At 67.3% G+C, this 17,852-nt stretch carries 20 protein-coding genes and 2 pseudogenes; 18 read left to right on the plus strand and 4 right to left on the minus strand.

Annotated features, from left to right (window positions below; translation table 11 throughout):
• Positions 1 to 159: 159 nt before the first annotated feature.
• Positions 160 to 1,122, minus strand: a complete 963-nt coding sequence (gene speE, locus OX89_RS05730; protein WP_011804196.1) for a polyamine aminopropyltransferase — start codon at positions 1,120 to 1,122, stop codon at positions 160 to 162.
• Complete coding sequence (speD, locus tag OX89_RS05735) at positions 1,122 to 1,532, minus strand: adenosylmethionine decarboxylase (RefSeq protein WP_011804197.1); 411 nt, start codon at positions 1,530 to 1,532, stop codon at positions 1,122 to 1,124. The genes speE and speD overlap by 1 nt, the downstream gene beginning before the upstream one ends.
• 363 nt (positions 1,533 to 1,895) lie before the next feature.
• On the opposite strand from speD, the gene OX89_RS05740 reads away from it, so the two are divergent.
• The 18 genes and pseudogenes from OX89_RS05740 to hisA all read left to right on the plus strand — a co-directional run bounded on the left by OX89_RS05740 (position 1,896) and on the right by hisA (position 15,784).
• Positions 1,896 to 2,756 carry an ABC transporter ATP-binding protein gene (locus OX89_RS05740; protein WP_012655710.1) on the plus strand — a complete coding sequence of 287 codons (861 nt, stop codon included), beginning with the start codon at positions 1,896 to 1,898 and terminating at the stop codon, positions 2,754 to 2,756.
• Positions 2,753 to 3,535 (plus strand): lipid asymmetry maintenance ABC transporter permease subunit MlaE, encoded by a 783-nt coding sequence (mlaE, locus tag OX89_RS05745; RefSeq protein ID WP_047349911.1) that lies wholly within the window; start codon positions 2,753 to 2,755, stop codon positions 3,533 to 3,535. The genes OX89_RS05740 and mlaE overlap by 4 nt, the downstream gene beginning before the upstream one ends.
• 34 nt (positions 3,536 to 3,569) lie before the next feature.
• Positions 3,570 to 4,055: an outer membrane lipid asymmetry maintenance protein MlaD gene (mlaD, locus tag OX89_RS05750; RefSeq protein WP_011804200.1), complete on the plus strand. Its 486-nt coding sequence runs from the start codon at positions 3,570 to 3,572 to the stop codon at positions 4,053 to 4,055.
• The gene (locus OX89_RS05755; protein WP_011804201.1) at positions 4,052 to 4,804 is read left to right on the plus strand and encodes a VacJ family lipoprotein; all 753 of its coding nucleotides are present in this window, start codon (positions 4,052 to 4,054) and stop codon (positions 4,802 to 4,804) included. Before mlaD ends, OX89_RS05755 begins: the two co-directional genes overlap by 4 nt.
• Positions 4,805 to 4,982: 178 nt before the next feature.
• The gene (locus tag OX89_RS05760) at positions 4,983 to 5,630 is read left to right on the plus strand and encodes a phospholipid-binding protein MlaC (protein ID WP_047349918.1); all 648 of its coding nucleotides are present in this window, start codon (positions 4,983 to 4,985) and stop codon (positions 5,628 to 5,630) included.
• Positions 5,631 to 5,648: 18 nt separating this feature from the next.
• Positions 5,649 to 5,930, plus strand: a pseudogene (locus OX89_RS05765) (lipid asymmetry maintenance protein MlaB); the annotation flags it as partial.
• 97 nt (positions 5,931 to 6,027) lie between these two features.
• Entirely contained in the window at positions 6,028 to 6,945 is a 918-nt protein-coding gene (locus OX89_RS05770; RefSeq protein WP_011804204.1) for an ABC transporter ATP-binding protein, read from the plus strand.
• Positions 6,942 to 7,697 (plus strand): ABC transporter permease, encoded by a 756-nt coding sequence (locus tag OX89_RS05775; RefSeq protein WP_012655715.1) that lies wholly within the window; start codon positions 6,942 to 6,944, stop codon positions 7,695 to 7,697. The genes OX89_RS05770 and OX89_RS05775 overlap by 4 nt, the downstream gene beginning before the upstream one ends.
• Position 7,698: 1 nt before the next feature.
• The gene (locus OX89_RS05780) at positions 7,699 to 7,947 is read left to right on the plus strand and encodes a BolA family protein (protein ID WP_047349912.1); all 249 of its coding nucleotides are present in this window, start codon (positions 7,699 to 7,701) and stop codon (positions 7,945 to 7,947) included.
• Between the two features lie 221 nt (positions 7,948 to 8,168).
• Entirely contained in the window at positions 8,169 to 9,491 is a 1,323-nt protein-coding gene (gene murA, locus OX89_RS05785; RefSeq protein ID WP_047349913.1) for a UDP-N-acetylglucosamine 1-carboxyvinyltransferase, read from the plus strand.
• Positions 9,488 to 10,138, plus strand: a complete 651-nt coding sequence (gene hisG / locus OX89_RS05790) for an ATP phosphoribosyltransferase (RefSeq protein WP_011804208.1) — start codon at positions 9,488 to 9,490, stop codon at positions 10,136 to 10,138. Before murA ends, hisG begins: the two co-directional genes overlap by 4 nt.
• A 164-nt stretch (positions 10,139 to 10,302) precedes the next feature.
• Positions 10,303 to 11,622 (plus strand): histidinol dehydrogenase, encoded by a 1,320-nt coding sequence (hisD, locus tag OX89_RS05795; protein ID WP_047349914.1) that lies wholly within the window; start codon positions 10,303 to 10,305, stop codon positions 11,620 to 11,622.
• 165 nt (positions 11,623 to 11,787) lie between these two features.
• Positions 11,788 to 11,973: pseudogene (locus OX89_RS19350) on the plus strand (hypothetical protein); the annotation flags it as partial.
• A 96-nt stretch (positions 11,974 to 12,069) separates the two neighbouring features.
• Positions 12,070 to 12,489, plus strand: a complete 420-nt coding sequence (locus tag OX89_RS19355; RefSeq protein WP_256376608.1) for a PIN domain-containing protein — start codon at positions 12,070 to 12,072, stop codon at positions 12,487 to 12,489.
• 38 nt (positions 12,490 to 12,527) lie between these two features.
• Complete coding sequence (gene hisC / locus OX89_RS05805) at positions 12,528 to 13,634, plus strand: histidinol-phosphate transaminase (RefSeq protein ID WP_011804211.1); 1,107 nt, start codon at positions 12,528 to 12,530, stop codon at positions 13,632 to 13,634.
• The gene (gene hisB / locus OX89_RS05810; RefSeq protein ID WP_011804212.1) at positions 13,631 to 14,263 is read left to right on the plus strand and encodes an imidazoleglycerol-phosphate dehydratase HisB; all 633 of its coding nucleotides are present in this window, start codon (positions 13,631 to 13,633) and stop codon (positions 14,261 to 14,263) included. The genes hisC and hisB overlap by 4 nt, the downstream gene beginning before the upstream one ends.
• Before the next feature lie 50 nt (positions 14,264 to 14,313).
• Positions 14,314 to 14,982, plus strand: coding sequence for an imidazole glycerol phosphate synthase subunit HisH (gene hisH, locus OX89_RS05815; RefSeq protein ID WP_047349915.1), 669 nt, complete (start codon positions 14,314 to 14,316; stop codon positions 14,980 to 14,982).
• A 58-nt stretch (positions 14,983 to 15,040) separates the two neighbouring features.
• Positions 15,041 to 15,784, plus strand: a complete 744-nt coding sequence (gene hisA, locus OX89_RS05820; protein WP_047349919.1) for a 1-(5-phosphoribosyl)-5-[(5-phosphoribosylamino)methylideneamino]imidazole-4-carboxamide isomerase — start codon at positions 15,041 to 15,043, stop codon at positions 15,782 to 15,784.
• Between the two features lie 6 nt (positions 15,785 to 15,790).
• On the opposite strand, the gene OX89_RS05825 is transcribed toward hisA, so the two are convergent.
• A complete protein-coding gene (locus tag OX89_RS05825) occupies positions 15,791 to 16,987 on the minus strand; it encodes a spherulation-specific family 4 protein (protein WP_047349916.1) in 1,197 nt (398 codons plus the stop codon).
• A gap of 69 nt (positions 16,988 to 17,056) precedes the next feature.
• Positions 17,057 to 17,852 (minus strand): exopolysaccharide Pel transporter PelG (gene pelG, locus OX89_RS05830; protein WP_047349917.1); only part of this gene is annotated, 796 nt, incomplete at its 5' end.

Below are 17,852 nucleotides of genomic sequence, written 5' to 3' on the forward strand. Positions count from 1 at the left end.
TGGGATAAGCGCTGGGAGCTATGCTTTTGGTAGCTAATGGGATTCTGTGTCGCAGGCGGGGACGGCCTCGGCCAGCGACATCCAACCCTGCGCAGGGGCTTAAAAAAGATAGCTGCCAGCGCTCGCCCAGCAAGCGCTAGGCGGCGATTGTGCTAGACATCACGCGGCAGCGGACACCACCACCTCCGGCAACTCTGCTGGGTCCCGCACTTCTTCCAGCACATCCCCGCTGTGCAGCGGCAGCGCAGGCCGATCCAGCAGCGCACGCACGAAGTTCGGCTGTGCCAGTAGCGCATGGTGCACGGCCCCGTTGTACAGCTGCAGATCGCCCAGGCCGCGCGCGGCGATGCGTGCGTCCACCTCGTCGGCGCTGAGCCGGGCGGGGTCGGTGCTGTCCGATGCCATGCCCATGCACCACAACGTGCCGTACAGCGGCACGTACTGCAGATAGGGGCGGAAGATGGGAAACACCGCGCGCACCGAGGCGGCGATGCGCCCCAGGCTCTCGGGCAGGTGCACGGGCGAGCCCAGGTGCAGCGACAGCACGCCGCCCGGGTTCAGCGCGCGGCGGCAGGCGGCGTAGAACTCCACGGTGTACAGCTCCACGGCGGGGCCGAAGGGGTCGGTCAGGTCCAGGACGATCTGGTCGAAGCGCTCCTCGGTCTGGCCGATGAAGGCGCGCGCGTCGCCCAGGCGCACCTCCAGGCGCGGGTCGTCAAAGGCGCCACGGTGGATCTGGCCCAGCCAATCGCGGGCCATGGCAATCACCTCGCCATCCAGCTCGGCCAGCACCACCTGCTCGATGCCGGGCAGCTTCAGCAACTCCTCGGCGGCGCCGCCGTCCCCCCCGCCCACGACCAGCGCACGGCGCACGCCGGGGTGGGCGATGGCCGGCAGGTGCACCATCGGCTCGTGGTAGAAGAATTCGTCGCGCTCGCTGGTCATGAAGCAGCCGTCGATGCGCATCACGCGGCCGAACTGCGGGTTGTCGAAGACCTCGATGTGCTGCCAGGCCGACTGGCGTTCGGCCAGCAGGCGGCGGTCGCTGAGGTAAAAGCCGAAGTCGGCGTTCAGGCGCTCGGCCACGTAGCGCGTGGCCTGCGCGGTGGGGGCGCCGCTCATCAGGCGCGGTCGACGCGGTGCAGGTGCGGATCGGCCGGGTTGAAGGCGGCCTGCAGGTCGTCGAAGAGCTTCTGCGCCTTGGGGCGGTTGTTCTCGGTGTAGTTGCACACGTACACGTCCAGCGTGACGTAGCCCGCCTCGGGCCAGGTGTGGATGGACAGGTGCGACTCGGCCAACACCACCACGCCGGTGACGCCGCCGCCTTCGCCAAAGCTGTGGAACAGGCTGCCCACGGTGGTCAGCCCGGCGGCGGCCACGCGCTCCTTGCAGAACGATTCCAGGTGCGCGGCGTCCAACATCAGGCGGCTGTCGCAGAGACAGCCATACAGGTCGCCGATCAGGTGCAGGCCCGTGGCCTGGCGCTGGGGGACAGGAGCCGGGATGGGAACGACGGACTGGAGATTCTTCATTATCTGGAGCCTTTTCTCTTTCTGCGGGGGTGGCAGGAAACGGCGCCGCGGTCGGACGCCGTCCGCCGGGTACCGACCAGCACGCTGCCGGGAGGCAGACGCGCAACGGAAGAAAAGGGAATGTCGCAGGCACATTGCCGCGCCTTCGTTCCGTTGTGCGTCGATGACGCCCATGCAGCAACGCTGACAAGCAATCCGCCCGGAGGGTCGGGCGGGACATTTCTTAAGATCCGGCAAGTATAGCCAAACGTCATATGCAAACCACAGGTTTTAATGAGAGGCGCAGCCGAGCAGAGGGGTTTCCCCTATGATGCCGGGTTAGCCTCACGCTCTGTCGTAGAGCTGGGCGTATCTGCATACACCATGTCCTCCCCACTTTCATCGCCGGGCGACGCCCTCGTGGAACTGCGCAACGTCACCTTCGGGTACGGCGAGCGGGTGATCCTGCGCGACCTGTCGCTGGCCGTGCCGCGTGGCAAGGTCACGGCGCTGATGGGTGCTTCGGGCGGGGGCAAGACGACGGTGCTGCGCCTCATTGGCGGCCAGCAGCGCGCCCAGCAGGGCGAGGTGCTGGTGGGCGGCCAGGACGTAGGGCGCATGGATACCGCACAGTTGTATGCCGCGCGCCGACGCATGGGCATGCTGTTCCAGTTCGGCGCCTTGTTCACCGACATGAGCGTGTACGAGAACGTGGCCTTTCCGCTGCGCGAGCACACCGATCTGCCCGAGGACCTGATCCGCGACATCGTGCTCATGAAGCTGCATGCCGTGGGCTTGCGGGGAGCGCGGGACTTGATGCCCAGCCAGATCTCCGGCGGCATGGCGCGGCGGGTTGCCCTGGCACGGGCCATTGCCCTGGACCCCGAGCTCATCATGTACGACGAGCCGTTCGCCGGGCTTGACCCGATCTCCCTGGGTACTGCGGCGCAACTCATCCGCCAACTCAACGATGCCATGGGGCTGACCACCATCGTCGTCTCGCACGATCTGGAAGAGACCTTCCGCCTGGCGGACCACGTCATCATCCTGGGGCCCGGCACGGTGGCCGCCCAGGGCACGCCCGAAGAGGTGCGCGCCAGCACGGATCCGCTGGTGCACCAGTTCGTGCACGCGCTGCCTACCGGGCCGGTGCCGTTCCACTACCCCGGCCCCAGCGTGGCCGACGATTTCGGCCCCTTGCGCTCGCCCAGCGTGGACGCCCACGCCAGCGGAGGTACCCCATGAGCTGGTGGCGTCCCACGCACGTAGGCTACGCCGTGCGCACGAAGCTGGCCGATGTGGGCATGGGCGCGCGCCTGTTCGCGCGGCTGCTGGGGCTGTTCGGCGACGTGATGCGCCGCCCTGGCCTGGTGCGTGACCAGGTGCACTTCCTGGGCAACTATTCGCTGTCCATCATCGCCATGTCGGGCCTGTTTGTGGGCTTCGTGCTTGCGCTGCAGGGCTACAACGTGCTGCAGCTCTATGGTTCGGCCAACTCACTGGGCCTGGTGGTCACGCTGAGCCTGGTGCGCGAGCTGGGGCCGGTGGTCACGGCGTTGCTGTTTGCCGGACGCGCGGGCACGTCGCTCACGGCCGAGATCGGTTTGATGCGCGCCGGCGAACAGCTGTCGGCCATGGAAATGATGGCCGTGGACCCGGTGCGCCGCATCCTGGCGCCGCGCTTTTGGGGCGGCGTGATCGCCATGCCGCTGCTGGCACTGGTGTTCAACGCGGTGGGTGTGATCGGTGGCTGGCTGGTCGGCGTGGTGCTCATCGGCGTGGACGGCGGGGCGTTCTGGGGCCAGATGCAAAGCGGTGTCGACGTCTGGAAGGACGTGGGCAACGGCATCGTCAAGAGCCTCGCGTTCGGCGTGGCCGTCACCTTCATCGCGGTGCTGCAGGGCTTCGTGGCCAAGCCGACGCCGGAAGGCGTCTCGCGCGCCACCACGCGCACGGTGGTGATGGCGTCGCTGTCCGTGCTGGGGCTGGACTTCGTCCTCACCGCCTTGATGTTCAGTATCTGACGGCGACCATGCGTCTGTCTTGAGGAAATTCACCATGCAGCATTCCAAGAACGATTTCTGGGTGGGGCTGTTCGTCCTGCTGGGCGGCGCGGCGCTGGTCTTCCTGGCCCTGCAGTCGGCCAACCTGTTGAACCTGAACTTCCGCTCGGGCTATACCGTGACGGCGCGTTTCGACAACATCGGCGGGCTCAAGCCCAAGGCCGCTGTGCGCAGCGCCGGCGTGGTGGTGGGGCGCGTGCAGTCCATTGGCTTCGACGTCACGACCTACCAGGCGCGCGTGACACTGGAGCTGGAAAAGCGCTATGTGTTCCCCAAGGACAGTTCGCTCAAGATCCTGACCAGCGGCCTGTTGGGCGACCAGTACATCGGCATCGAGCCGGGTGCCGACGAGAACAACCTGGCCGAGGGCGACATGGTGACCGCCACCCAATCCGCGGTAGTGCTGGAAAACCTGATCGGCCAGTTCCTGTATGGCAAGGCCGAAGAAGGTGCTTCGTCCAATGGAGGTACCAAGAAATGACAAATCAACCTCGCTTCACGGGCTGGACTGCCCGCTGGGCGGCGCTGTTGCTCGGCGCGGCCCTCATGAGCGGCTGCGCCACGGGCCCCAACGCCAACCCCGCAGATCCGTTCGAACCCTTCAACCGCGGCGTGCATTCGTTCAACGACAGTGTGGACAAGGCGGTGCTCAAACCCGTCGCCACCGTTTACCGCGACGTGACGCCGCAGCCGGTGCGTACGGGCGTGAGCAACTTCTTTGGCAACCTGGGCGATGCCTGGTCGTTCGTCAACAACCTGCTGCAGTTCCGCGGGCTGGAGGCTTACGAGAGCCTCGTGCGCTTCACCACCAACACCTTCTTCGGGCTGGGCGGTGTGCTGGACATTGCCAGCGAGGCAGGCATCGAGCGGCACAAGCAGGACTTTGGCCTGACGCTGGGCCGCTGGGGCGTGCCCACGGGGCCGTATCTCGTGCTGCCGCTGCTGGGGCCGTCCACCGTGCGCGACACGGCCGCTTTGCCGGTAGACAGTTGGGGCAACCCGCTGGGCCAGCTCGACCCGGTGGAGGTCCGCAATTCCCTGTACGGCCTGCGCCTTGTCGATAAGCGCGCTAGCTTGCTGCGCGCGGGCTCGGTGCTGGATACGGCGGCCCTGGACCCCTACAGCTTCACGCGCGACGTGTACCTCAAGGTGCGTAGTGGCGTGTCAGGCGCACGCGACGAGGGCGCCTATGAGGAAAACGGGGGCAAGCTGCCTGACGACGAGTACTGAAAACCCGCAAAGGCCGGCCTGACAAGCACTCGGGCCCCTGGCTGACAGGCGCGGTTGCAGTTGCTTGCATCCCTGCACGGTGGCGACGCATGTGCAGCGCGGGGCGCCCTCCACAATCTACCCAACGAAACCATACATGGCAGCGCACGGCGTGGCGCTGCACGCAAGGAGCCTCACCATGATGAACCGCCGTACCCTGATCCATGCCGCCGCCGCGATGGCGGTGGCCACGTGGGTGGCCGTGCCCCAGGCCGCGCTGGCGGCCGACGAGGCGCCGGATGCCCTCGTCAAGCGCCTCTCGGTCGATGTGCTGGAGACGCTGCGCAAAGACAAATCCATCAAGGCCGGCGACGTGGACCGCATCATGGCGCTGGTGGACAAGACCATCATGCCCCACGTGAACTTCCGCCGCATGACGGCAGCGTCCGTCGGGCCGGGCTGGCGCAAGGCTACGCCGGAGCAGCAGGCGCGCCTGCAGGACGAGTTCAAGACACTGCTGGTGCGCACTTACGCGGGCGCGCTCAGCCAGGTCACGGACCAGAGCATCGTTGTGAAGCCGCTGCGCGCAGCCGCCGAAGACAAGGACGTGCTCGTGCGCACCGAAATCCGCGGCCGGGGCGACCCGATACAACTGGACTACCGCCTGGAGAAGACGCCGGGCGAGGGTGCGGGCTGGAAAATCTACAACCTCAACGTTATGGGTGTGTGGCTGGTGGAAACCTACCGCAGCCAGTTCGCGCAGGAGATCAACGCCAAGGGCGTGGATGGCCTGATCGAGGCGCTGGTGGCGCGCAACAAGGCCAACGCCGCCTCCAGCGCCAAGTAACCAGAACAGAAAGAACCGAAAGGCCTGTGCATGCTGGTGCTGCCCGCTGAACTCACCCACCGCCACGCTGGCGCCACCCTGCGCATGCTGCTGCAAGGGCTCAAGGCCCAGGACGAATCGCTGGTGGTGGTGGATGCCGGTGCGCTGACGGCCTTCGACTCCTCCGCACTCGCGGTGCTGCTGGAGTGCCGCCGCGCAGCGGTGTTCGAGAACCGCGGTTTCGTGGTCAAGGCCCTGCCGCCGGCGCTGTCCAGCCTGGCGGGGCTGTACGGGGTGCAGGAACTGCTGCCCGCCCTGTAGCGGCGGCCTGCGGGGCTGCCCGCACCTGCGGGTTGCCTGCCGGCCAAACCCCTGCGGACACGCGCGCAAGAGCCCCCCTTTAGAATGCCGCTCTTCCATGCCCGCCGTCTCCTTCCAATCCATCTCCAAGAGCTTTTCCACTCCCCGAGGGCCTTTCCAGGCGCTGCAGGATGTCAGTCTGGACATCGAGGAGGGCGAGTTCTTCGGCCTGCTGGGCCCCAACGGCGCCGGCAAGACCACGCTGATCAGCATCCTCGCCGGGCTGGCGCGCGCCACCAGCGGGCGCGTCAGCGTGCTGGGCCATGACGTGCAAACCCAGTATGCCGACGCGCGCAGGCTGCTGGGCGTGGTGCCTCAGGAACTGGTGTTCGACCCGTTCTTCAACGTGCGCGAGACGCTGCGCATCCAGTCCGGCTACTTCGGTGTGAAAAACAACGATGCCTGGATCGATGAGCTGCTGGAGAACCTGGGGCTGGCCGACAAGGCCACGGCCAACATGCGCCAGCTCTCGGGCGGCATGAAGCGCCGCGTGCTCGTGGCCCAGGCGCTGGTGCACAAACCGCCCATCATCGTGCTGGACGAGCCTACGGCCGGCGTGGACGTGGAACTGCGCCAGACGCTGTGGCAGTTTGTGGCGCGCCTCAACAAGCAGGGCCACACGGTGCTGCTGACCACCCATTACCTTGAAGAGGCCGAGGCGCTGTGCACGCGGCTGGCCATGCTCAAGCGCGGGCGCGTCGTGGCCTTGGCGCGCACGTCCGAGCTGCTGCAGGCGGCCTCCACCAACGTCCTGCGGTTCAAGACCGACGATACGCTGCCGGCCGACCTGGCAGCGCTGGCGCGCGTGACCGGCCGCGTGGCCCAGTTGCCCGCGCAGGACGCGCAGGAGATCGAGCAGTTGCTGGCCCGGCTGCGCGCCGCCGGCGTGCGCGTGGAGGATGTGGAGATCCGCAAGGCCGACCTGGAGGATGTGTTCCTCAACGTCATGGCGGCCGAGCAGGAGGAGCACGCATGATCGGCTGGCAGACCCTGTTCTACAAGGAAGTGCTGCGCTTTTGGAAGGTGGGCTTCCAGACCGTGGCGGCGCCGGTGCTCACGGCGGTGCTGTACCTGCTGATCTTCGGCCATGTGCTCGAAGACCATGTCAAGGTCTATGACCGGCTGAGCTACACCGCCTTCCTGGTGCCCGGCCTGGTGATGATGAGCGTGCTGCAGAACGCCTTTGCCAACAGCTCGTCCAGCCTGATCCAGAGCAAGATCATGGGCAGTCTGGTGTTCGTGCTGCTCACGCCGCTGTCGCACCGTGCCTGGTTCGCGGCCTACGTGGGCTCGTCCATGGTGCGCGGCCTGGTGGTGGGCCTGGGTGTGTTCATCGTCACGCTGGCGTTCGCTACGCCGCAGTTCGCCGCGCCGCTGTGGATTCTTGCGTTCGCGCTGCTGGGCGCGGCGCTGCTGGCCACGCTGGGGGTCATCGCGGGACTGTGGGCCGACAAGTTCGACCAGATGGCGGCATTCCAGAACTTCATCATCGTGCCCATGACCTTCCTGTCGGGCGTGTTCTATTCGGTGCAATCGCTGCCGCCGTTCTGGCAGGGCGCAAGCCACCTGAACCCGTTCTTCTACATGATCGACGGCTTCCGCTACGGCTTCTTCGGCGTGAGCGACGTCTCCCCCTGGCTCAGCCTGGGCGTCGTCGGCCTGGCATGGGCGCTGGTCAGCTTGTTGGCGCTGCACCTGCTGCGCACGGGCTACAAAATCAGGAACTGACATGACTGCAGACCAACTCAAGGACATCATCAGCGCGGGCATGGCCTGCGACCACATCACGCTGGAGGGCGACGGCCGCCACTGGTACGCCACCATCGTGTCGTCCGAGTTCGAGGGCAAGCGCCCCATCCAGCGCCACCAGCGTGTCTACGCCACACTGGGCGCACGCATGCAGTCGGACGAGGTGCATGCGTTGTCCATGAAGACCTTCACCCCCGCCGAGTGGGCGCAGGCCCAGGCGGGCGACTGATACGGCCCCGTCCTTCGCAAGATGGCCGTGCGGCCGGGACCGTGCCCCGGCGCGGGAGCGGCACGGGCGGCATGCCCCGGTCCTTGGCGGTGGATGGGCGCATACACCGTCGCGCGGCGTTCCCCCAGAGAATTCGCGCACTATTATTTTAATAGCTGCTACCGCTTGATAGATAAGCGCTAGAGCCATTTTTGGCACTGAATGCAGCAACCGGCAAACCCATGGACAAACTCCTGATTCGCGGTGGCCGCCCCCTGGTGGGCGAGGTGCCGATTTCCGGCGCCAAGAACGCCGCGCTGCCCGAGCTGTGCGCCGCGCTGCTCACGACCGACCCGGTCACCCTGCACAACGTGCCGCGCCTGCAGGACGTAGCCACCATGCTGCGGCTCATCCGCAACATGGGCGTGCAGGTGGACCGCATCGCCAACCCCGACTGCTCCGTGGCCGATGCGGCCGGCATAGTGCGCCTGGACGCGGGCGGCCTGTCCACGCCCGAGGCGCCCTACGATCTGGTCAAGACCATGCGCGCCTCGGTACTGGCGCTGGGGCCGCTGATGGCGCGTTTCGGCGAGGCCACGGTGTCGCTGCCGGGCGGCTGCGCCATCGGATCGCGTCCGGTGGACCAGCACATCAAGGGGCTGCAGGCCATGGGCGCGCAGATCGTGGTCGAGCACGGCTACATGATCGCCAGGCTGCCGCAGGGGTGGACGCGACTCAAGGGGGCGCGCATCACCACCGACATGGTCACGGTGACCGGCACCGAGAATCTGCTCATGGCCGCCACGCTGGCTGAGGGGGAGACCGTGCTGGAGAACGCCGCGCAGGAACCCGAGGTGGCGGACCTGGCCGAGATGCTCATCAAGATGGGCGCGCGTATCCAGGGCCATGGCACCAGCCGCATCCGCATCCAGGGTGTCGAGCGGCTGCACGGCTGCGAGCACGCCGTCGTGGCCGACCGCATCGAGGCCGGCACCTTTTTGTGCGCCGTGGCCGCCACGGGCGGCGATGCGCTTTTGCGCCATGGCCGCGCCGACCACCTGGACGCCGTGATCGACAAGCTGCACGACGCCGGCGTGCACGTGCAGGCTGAAGAAGGCGGCATCCGCGTGCGCAGCGCAGGCGCCAGCCAGCTGAAGGCGCAAAGCTTTCGCACCACCGAATACCCCGGGTTTCCCACCGACATGCAGGCGCAATTTATGGCGCTGAACGTGGTGGCCCAGGGCACCGCCACGGTGGCCGAGACGATCTTCGAGAACCGTTTCATGCACGTCAACGAACTGCTGCGCCTTGGCGCGAAAATCCAGACCACGGATGGCCGCGTAGCGGTGATCGAGGGGCTGGGCGGCGCGGCGCCTGCGGGCGCGCGGCTATCGGGCGCCACCGTCATGGCCACCGACCTGCGCGCCTCGGCCAGCCTGGTGATCGCAGGGCTGGTGGCCGACGGGGAAACGCTGGTGGACCGCATCTACCATCTGGACCGCGGCTACGACTGCATGGAAGCCAAACTGCGCGGCCTGGGGGCCGACATCGAGAGAATTCAATGACGCAGCAGATCACACTCGCCCTGTCCAAGGGCCGCATCTTCGAAGAAACCCTGCCTCTGCTGGCCGCTGCCGGCATCGAGGTGCTGGAAGACCCGGAGAAGTCGCGCAAGCTCATCCTGCCCACCAGCCGCCCCGAGGTGCGCGTGGTGCTGGTGCGTGCCACCGACGTGCCGACCTACGTGCAATACGGCGGCGCCGATCTGGGTGTGGCCGGCAAGGACTCGCTCATCGAGCACGGCGGCCAGGGGCTGTTCCGCCCGCTGGATCTGAAGATTGCCAAGTGCCGCGTGAGCGTGGCCGTGCGCGCCGATTTCGACTACCGCGAGGCCGTCACCCAGGGCTCACGCCTGAAGGTGGCCACCAAATACACCAGCATCGCGCGCGATTTCTTCGCCAGCAAGGGCGTGCACGTGGACCTCATCAAGCTCTACGGCAGCATGGAACTGGCGCCGCTCACCGGCCTGGCCGATGCCATCGTGGACTTGGTCTCCACTGGCAACACGCTCAAGGCCAACAACCTGGTGGAGGTCGAGCAGATCATGGACATCAGTTCGCACCTGGTGGTGAACCAGGCCGCGCTGAAGCTGAAGCAGGCGCCGCTGCGCCGCATCATCGACGCATTCGCCTCCGCCGTGCCGCAGGGCTGAGGGGTGCGCAGGGCTGCGTCTGCGCCGCTTTGGTTCCGCGTCCATCGCCCGGCGTTGCAACCGCGCGCCGTGGCCCGCGTTATGGTGAGAACATCGTGGCCGGGCACCCCTCGGCTACCGCAACGGCGCGCCGATTCCTTTCGTACATTCTGAGTAGGTCCACTATGCAATTCGTAGCTGCTCCCGTCCGCCTGTCCACCGCTGACGACACTTTCGAGGTGGAGTTTTCCGCACGCCTGCACTGGTCGGCGGACACGGATGCGGCCATCGAGCAGCGCGTGGCGGGCATCCTGGCCGACGTGCGCGAGCGCGGCGACGCCGCAGTGCTGGAGTACACGCAGCGCTTCGACGGCCTGCATGCGCAAGGCTTGCCGTCGCTGGAGCTCAAGGCCAGCGAACTGCAAGCCGCCTTCGACGGCCTGCCCGCGGCGCAGCGCGACGCGCTGACGGCCGCCGCTGCCCGCGTGCGCCGCTACCACGAGGCGCAGAAAAAGGCCAATGGCGAAAGCTGGAGCTACCGTGACGAGGACGGCACCCTGCTGGGCCAGAAAGTCACGCCGCTGGACCGCGTGGGCATCTACGTGCCGGGCGGCAAGGCCGCGTACCCGAGCAGCGTGCTCATGAACGCCATTCCCGCGCACGTGGCGGGCGTGCAGGACATCATCATGGTCGTGCCCACGCCACAGGGCACCAAAAACCCGCTGGTGCTGGCCGCGGCGCATGTGGCGGGCGTCACGCGCGCCTTCACCATCGGCGGCGCGCAGGCCGTGGCGGCGCTGGCCTATGGCACGCAGACCATTCCCAAGGTGGACAAGATCACCGGCCCCGGCAACGCCTACGTGGCCAGCGCCAAGAAGCATGTGTTCGGCACCGTGGGCATCGACATGATTGCCGGCCCCAGCGAGATTCTGGTGCTGGCCGACGGCAGCACGCCGGCGGAATGGGTGGCGATGGATCTCTTCTCGCAGGCCGAGCACGACGAGCTGGCGCAGTCCATCCTGCTGTGCCCTGATGCGGCCTACATCGACCAGGTCCAGTCCGCCATCGACCGTCTGCTGCCCCAGATGCCGCGCGCCGAGATCATCGCCAAGAGCCTCACCGGGCGCGGCGCGCTGATCCACACGCGCAGCATGGAAGAGGCGTGTGAGATCAGCAACCGTATCGCTCCCGAGCACCTGGAGGTGAGCAGCCGCGAGCCGCACCGCTGGGAGCCGCTGCTGCGCCACGCGGGCGCGATCTTTCTAGGCGCTTACACCAGCGAATCGCTGGGCGACTATTGCGCTGGGCCCAACCATGTGCTGCCCACCAGCGGCACGGCACGCTTTTCGTCGCCGCTGGGCGTGTACGACTTTCAAAAGCGCAGCAGCATCATCGAGGTGAGCGAGCAGGGCGCGCAGAGCCTGGGCCGCATCGCCAGCGTGCTGGCGCATGGCGAGGGGCTGCAGGGGCATGCACGGGCGGCGGAGATGCGGCTCAAGTCCTGACCACTCCGACAGCCTGTACGCCTACCAAGCCACCTTGCGAGGTGGCTTTGTCTTTTCAAAAATGAGAGCGCCTGGCGCTGAATGGCTAAGCCTTAGAAGCGAAAAACACATCAAACTCATTAAACACGAATTTCGTGTCACACGAAATTCGTGTACGATAAACGCATGAAGAACGTCACCATCACCGTGGACGATCCGGTGCTCGAATGGGCCCGGATCGAGGCGGCGCGGCGCGGCACCAGCGTGTCGCGCATGGTGGGGGACTTTCTAGGCGAGATGCAGCGCCGCGAGGACGCCTACGAGCGTGCCTACCTCGCCTGGCGCACGGACGAGCGCACCTGGCGCGCGGGCGCCGCAGCGCGGCGTATTCACGGCTTCGAGCGCAGTCCTGCCCACGTAGGTGAGGCGCCGCAGCCGCTGCAGCGCAGCCTGGAGCAACCCGTGTTTGTGGACACGGCCGTGCTGGTCGCCGCCGAGGACGGTGCCGATGCCGCCCTGCAAGCCCCGGTGCTGGCCTGTCTGGACTTGCTGTGGCGCGAGCGCCTGGGGCGTGTCAGCAGCCAGGTGCTGGCCGAGTTTTACGACACCGTGACGCGCGCCGCCAGCGCGCCCATGCCGCACGGCGATGCACGCGCGGCCATCCGCCGCTACCACAGCTGGACGCCCTGGCAGATCGATGCTGCCACGCTGGAGACCGCCTGGGCGCTGGAGGCGCGGCACCAACTGGCCTGGGGCGACTGCCTGGCGCTGGCCGCCGCGCAGCACAGCGGCTGCGCGAGCCTGCTGTCGCTGAGCCTGCCGCAGGGCGCGCAGTATGGCGGCGTAGAGGTGCTGCATCCGCTGCATTGCGCGTTGGCTGTCCCCTGATGTGGGGGCGCCGCCCGATCGAATGGAGTGATGAACGCATGACAACCCCTTCTGCCGAACTGCCCGCGCTGGCGCGCATCCGCGACGACGTGCGCGCCATGCAGGCTTACGTCGTGGCCGATGCGACCGGCTACCTGAAGATGGACGCGATGGAGAACCCCTTCGGCCTGCCGCCCGCGCTGCAGGCCGCGCTGGGGCAGCGCCTGGGGCAACTTGCGCTCAACCGCTACCCCGGTACGCGCCAGAACGACCTGAAGGCTGCGCTGGCAGCCTACGCCGGGGCGCCGGCAGGCTCGGCCGTGCTGCTGGGCAATGGTTCCGACGAGCTCATTTCCCTCGTGGCGCTGGCCTGCGCGCGTGCGCAGGCGACCGTGCTGGCGCCCGTGCCGGGCTTCGTGATGTATGCGATGAGCGCGCAGCTGCAGGGCTTGGGCTTCGTGGGCGTGCCGTTGACGGCGGACTTCGAGCTGGACGAGGCCGCGATGCTGGCCGCGATCGCCCAGCACCGCCCGGCCATCACCTTCCTGGCCTATCCCAACAACCCCACGGCCACGCTGTGGGACGAGGCCGTGGTGCAGCGCATCATCGACGCCGCCGGTGCGCAGGGCGGCATCGTGGTCATGGACGAGGCCTACCAACCCTTTGCCAGCCGCAGCTGGATCGAGCGCATGCGCGCGCAGCCCGAGCGCAACGGCCATGTGCTGCTGATGCGCACGCTCTCCAAGTTCGGCCTGGCCGGCGTGCGCCTGGGCTACATGATCGGCCCCGCCGCGCTGGTGGCCGAGGTCGACAAGGTGCGCCCGCCCTACAACGTGAGTGTGCTGAACACCGAGGCCGCCCTGTTCGCGCTGGAACATGCCGACGTGTTCGCCGCCCAGGCCGACGAGCTGCGTGCCGCGCGCACCGAGCTGCTGGCCGCGCTGCGCGCCATGCCCGGCATTGAGCGCGTGTGGGACAGCCAGGCCAACATGGTGCTGGTGCGTGTGCCCGATGCCGCCCGCGCCTATGAGGGCATGAAGGCCCGCAAGGTGCTCGTCAAGAACGTTTCTACAATGCATCCATTGCTGGCAGGCTGCCTGCGTCTGACGGTGGGCAGCAGTGCCGACAACGCCCAGATGCTCACAGCGCTCCAGGCATCCCTATGACTTCCTCCGCACTCGTTCCTTCTTCCGCAGAACTCTGCCCCGACCGCACGGCCGAGGTCAGCCGCACGACGGCCGAGACGCGCATCACCGTGCGCGTGAATCTCGACGGCACCGGCGCGGCCAGCCTGCACACCGGCATCGGCTTCTTCGACCACATGCTCGACCAGATCGCGCGCCATGGGCTGATCGACCTGCAGATCGACTGCGACGGCGACCTGCACATCGACGGCCACCACACGGTGGAAGATGTGGGCATCACGCTGGGCCAGGCTTTCGCGCGGGCCGTGGGCGACAAGAAGGGCATCCGCCGCTACGGCCATGCCTACGTGCCGCTCGATGAAGCCCTGTCACGCGTGGTGGTGGACTTCTCGGGCCGCCCGGGGCTGCACCTGCACATCCCGTTCACCGCCGGGAGCATTGGCGGTTTCGACACCCAGCTCACCTACGAATTCTTCCAGGGCTTCGTGAACCATGCGGGCGTGACGCTGCACATCGACAACCTGAAGGGCATCAACGCCCACCACCAGTGCGAGACGGTGTTCAAGGCCTTCGCGCGCGCGCTGCGCGCCGCGCTGGAGCGCGACCCGCGCGCCGCAGGCGTGATCCCCTCCACCAAGGGTTCCCTGTAAAATTCAAGCCAAATTGGCCTGTAACGCTTATCCATCAAGCGCAAGCAGCTATGAATAGTGAAGCAAAAACCGTCGCGGTCGTGGACTACGGCATGGGCAACCTGCGCTCCGTCTCGCAGGCCGTGCAGGTCGCGGCGCAGGGCAGCGGTTTCCGGGTAATGGTCACCGCGCACCCCGATGAGGTGCGCGCGGCCGACCGTGTGGTGTTGCCCGGCCAGGGCGCCATGCCGGACTGCATGCGCGAGTTGCGGGAGTCGGGCCTGCTCGAATCCGTGCTGGAGGCTGCCGCATCCAAGCCGCTGTTTGGCGTATGTGTGGGCATGCAGATGCTGCTGGACCACAGCGCCGAGGGCGACACCCCCGGGCTGGGCCTGATCCCGGGCGAGGTGCTCAAGTTCGACCTGACCGGGCGCACCCAGCCCGACGGCAGCCGCTACAAGGTCCCCCAGATGGGCTGGAACCGCGTGCGCCAGGCGCGCCACGGCGGCGTGGCGCACCCGGTATGGGCGGGCGTGCCCGACGACAGCTACTTCTACTTTGTGCACAGCTTCTACGCGCGCCCGGCCAACCCGCTGCACTGCGCCGGCGAGGCTGACTACGGCGGCCCCTTTGCTGCGGCCATCGCACGCGATAATATTTTTGCTACCCAGTTCCACCCGGAGAAAAGCGCCGAGCACGGCCTGGCGCTGTACCGCAACTTCTTGCACTGGAAGCCCTGATTCTTCAACCCGGCAGGGCCGGGCCTTGTGCGGCTCGCCCCATTCCCCGCTCACCATCATGCTGCTCATCCCCGCCATCGACCTCAAGGACGGCCACTGCGTACGCCTCAAGCAAGGTGACATGGACCAATCGACCACCTTTGGCGAAGACCCCGCCGCCATGGCCCGCAAGTGGGCGGATGCGGGCGCGCGCCGCCTGCACCTGGTGGACCTGAACGGCGCGTTTGCCGGCCAGCCCAAGAACAAGGCGGCCATCAAGGCCATCCTGGCCGAGGTGGGCGCCGACATTCCGGTGCAGTTGGGCGGCGGCATCCGCGACCTGGACACCATCGAGCGCTACATCGACGCCGGGCTGCGGTACGTCATCATCGGCACGGCCGCGGTGAAGAACCCCGGCTTTCTCAAGGATGCGTGCAGCGCGTTCGGCGGCCACATCATCGTGGGCCTGGACGCCAAGGACGGCAAGGTGGCCACCGACGGCTGGAGCAAGCTCACCGGCCACGAGGTGGTGGATCTGGCCAGGAAGTTCGAGGACTGGGGCGTCGAGTCCATCATCTACACCGACATCGGCCGCGACGGCATGCTCTCGGGCATCAACGTCGAGGCCACCGTGAAGCTCGCGCAGGCCCTCACCATCCCCGTGATCGCCTCGGGCGGCCTGGCCGGCATGGCCGACATCGAAAAGCTCTGCGAAGTCGAGGACGAGGGCGTGGAGGGCGTGATCTGCGGCCGCGCCATCTACTCGGGCGACCTGGACTTCGCCGCGGCCCAGGCGCGCGCCGACGAGCTGGCCGGCGCGTAGGAAAGCTCAGCAGCCGGGCAGGGCGCGGCCCTTGTTGATGGCGTCCGCCGTGCCCAGCATCTGCTCCCAATAGGCCGGAAGCGTGGCCCAGGGGTTGCCCGTGTTCGTGGGGTAGTCATAGTGCCGGTCCGTGGCGTAGACCAGGCCGGTGTTGCGCTGAGGCGTGTTGGCGGACCGCAGCACCTCCTGCATGGCGCCGCAATTCGCCGCGTCATGCACCAGCGCCGCCTGCGCGCCGTTGGCCAGGTTGTAGACCCACTTGTTTGCGGGCTGGGGGGTGACGCTGCGGTAATCGACGGCCTGGCCCTCGAAGCTCACAAGGGCATCGACCACGCTGGCGGAATCGGCGACCGGGTAGGTGCCAGGGTTGCCCACCACGCGCAACCGGGAGTCCAGGCCCTTGATGTACTGGTAGATCTCGCGGTAGAAGCCCAGCTGCTTGCTGGTCGCGTCCATCTCGTCGAGAAAGAAACCATCGACCTGCGTGCCGTAGATCTTGCGGTAGTTGTCGATGTTGCGCTGGATGTCGGCGACCGAGCGCGCTCCTGTGCCATAGCGGGTGTAGACGTAGCCCAGCACCTTTCCGCCGTTTTGCCGGAAGGCGGTGATGGCCGCCGTGAACAGGGGGTCTTCCTTCGTGAAGATGCCGTTGCTCGGGTTCAGGATGGCCGTGATGGGCACCGCCGGAAAACTCTGCGCGCCGCTGGCCAGCTTTTCCCAATCCGAACCGGGGCCCGCGCTGAAGTACGCCGGGACCAGCAGTTCCAGCGGCTGGGGCTGCGGGCGGATGTACAGCGTGCGCGTGGCGGCGCCGGCCTTGTCCTGCGTTGCCGCCGCGAGGGCCTGCAACTGCATCTCGCCGGCTTGCGCGGCGGTCAGGCTGGAGGTGGCCACCCCGCCGCGGGTCTGCGGCTGCACGGGCGCGAAGCTGGCGCTGGCCGGGCCGCTCAGGGTGATGGCCGTGCCGTCGGGTGCCGCCGCGCCGGCGATCTTGACGCTCAGCTGCAGTTGCACGGGAGTGTTGACGGTATGCACGTTGTCGGCTTCGGCAGGGGCGGTGAAGGCCACCTCGGCGCTGGATGCGGCGGGCGAAGAGCCGGAGTCGCTTCCCTGGCCCGATCCACCGCCGCAGCCGGTCAAGGCCGCGGCCAGGGTCAGCAGGGATGCTGCAAGGGGATGGGAGGGGCGCGAACGGAGATGCATGGCGTTTTGGGGAGTGCTTGCGGGACTGGCAGCGGCGATTGTGCCCACGGCGCCGGTTCCCGAATCGTTCTATTGCAGCATGAAAGTCTGGTACTCCAGCCGATGCAGGCGCCGCGACAGCAGCAGCAGGCCTGTGGCCAGGGTCAGCAGGGTGGCCAGGGCGAAGCCGTAGCCATACAGGGCGGCGCCGAACGCCAGGGTCAGGCCCGTGAGCGCCACGTTGAGCAGCACGAACATGGCGCACAGCAGCAGCACGGTGCGCCGCTGGTCCAGGTAGAAGAACACGTTGAGCACGGCCATCAGGCCCACCTGCAGGCCGGCGCCGACCACCTGCACGTGCAGCAGCGGCAGGTACAGGCGCGAGATGCCCAGGGTGTCGAGCAGCCAGGGGCCGGCCACGAAGGTCACGAGCACGGCCAGGGTCTGGATCTTGGCGATCTCGCCCAGGCCCTGCTGGATGGCGTAGACCATCTCATCGCGCATGGCCTCTATGTATTCGAGCGAGCCGCCGCCGCGCACCGCGTCGTAGAACTTGTCGTAGTACTCGACGAAGTCGGTCTCTATGCGCACCAGGAACACCGCCATGCCGGGGATGATGGACAGGTAGGACAGGAACACCGGCAGGTCGTAGATCAGCGAGGCGCGCAGGTGGCCGATGATGGGCTGCGAGGTGGGCGGGAAGAACCAGAACATGAACTTGTCCGCCCAGATGCCCAGGTTGTAGAGGAGGCCTACCGCCATCAGCGACGGGTAGAGCTTGTCGGGGTGCAGGAAGTCGAAGGAGATCAGCCGCCGCGCGGGATGGAACTCCTTGACCACCGGGAGTGTCAGGATTTCTGTGTGTGAGGCTGTTGAATCCGTCACT

Origin of the sequence: Diaphorobacter sp. J5-51 (assembly GCF_001023515.1) — a bacterium.
Lineage (GTDB): Bacteria > Pseudomonadota > Gammaproteobacteria > Burkholderiales > Burkholderiaceae_C > Diaphorobacter > Diaphorobacter nitroreducens.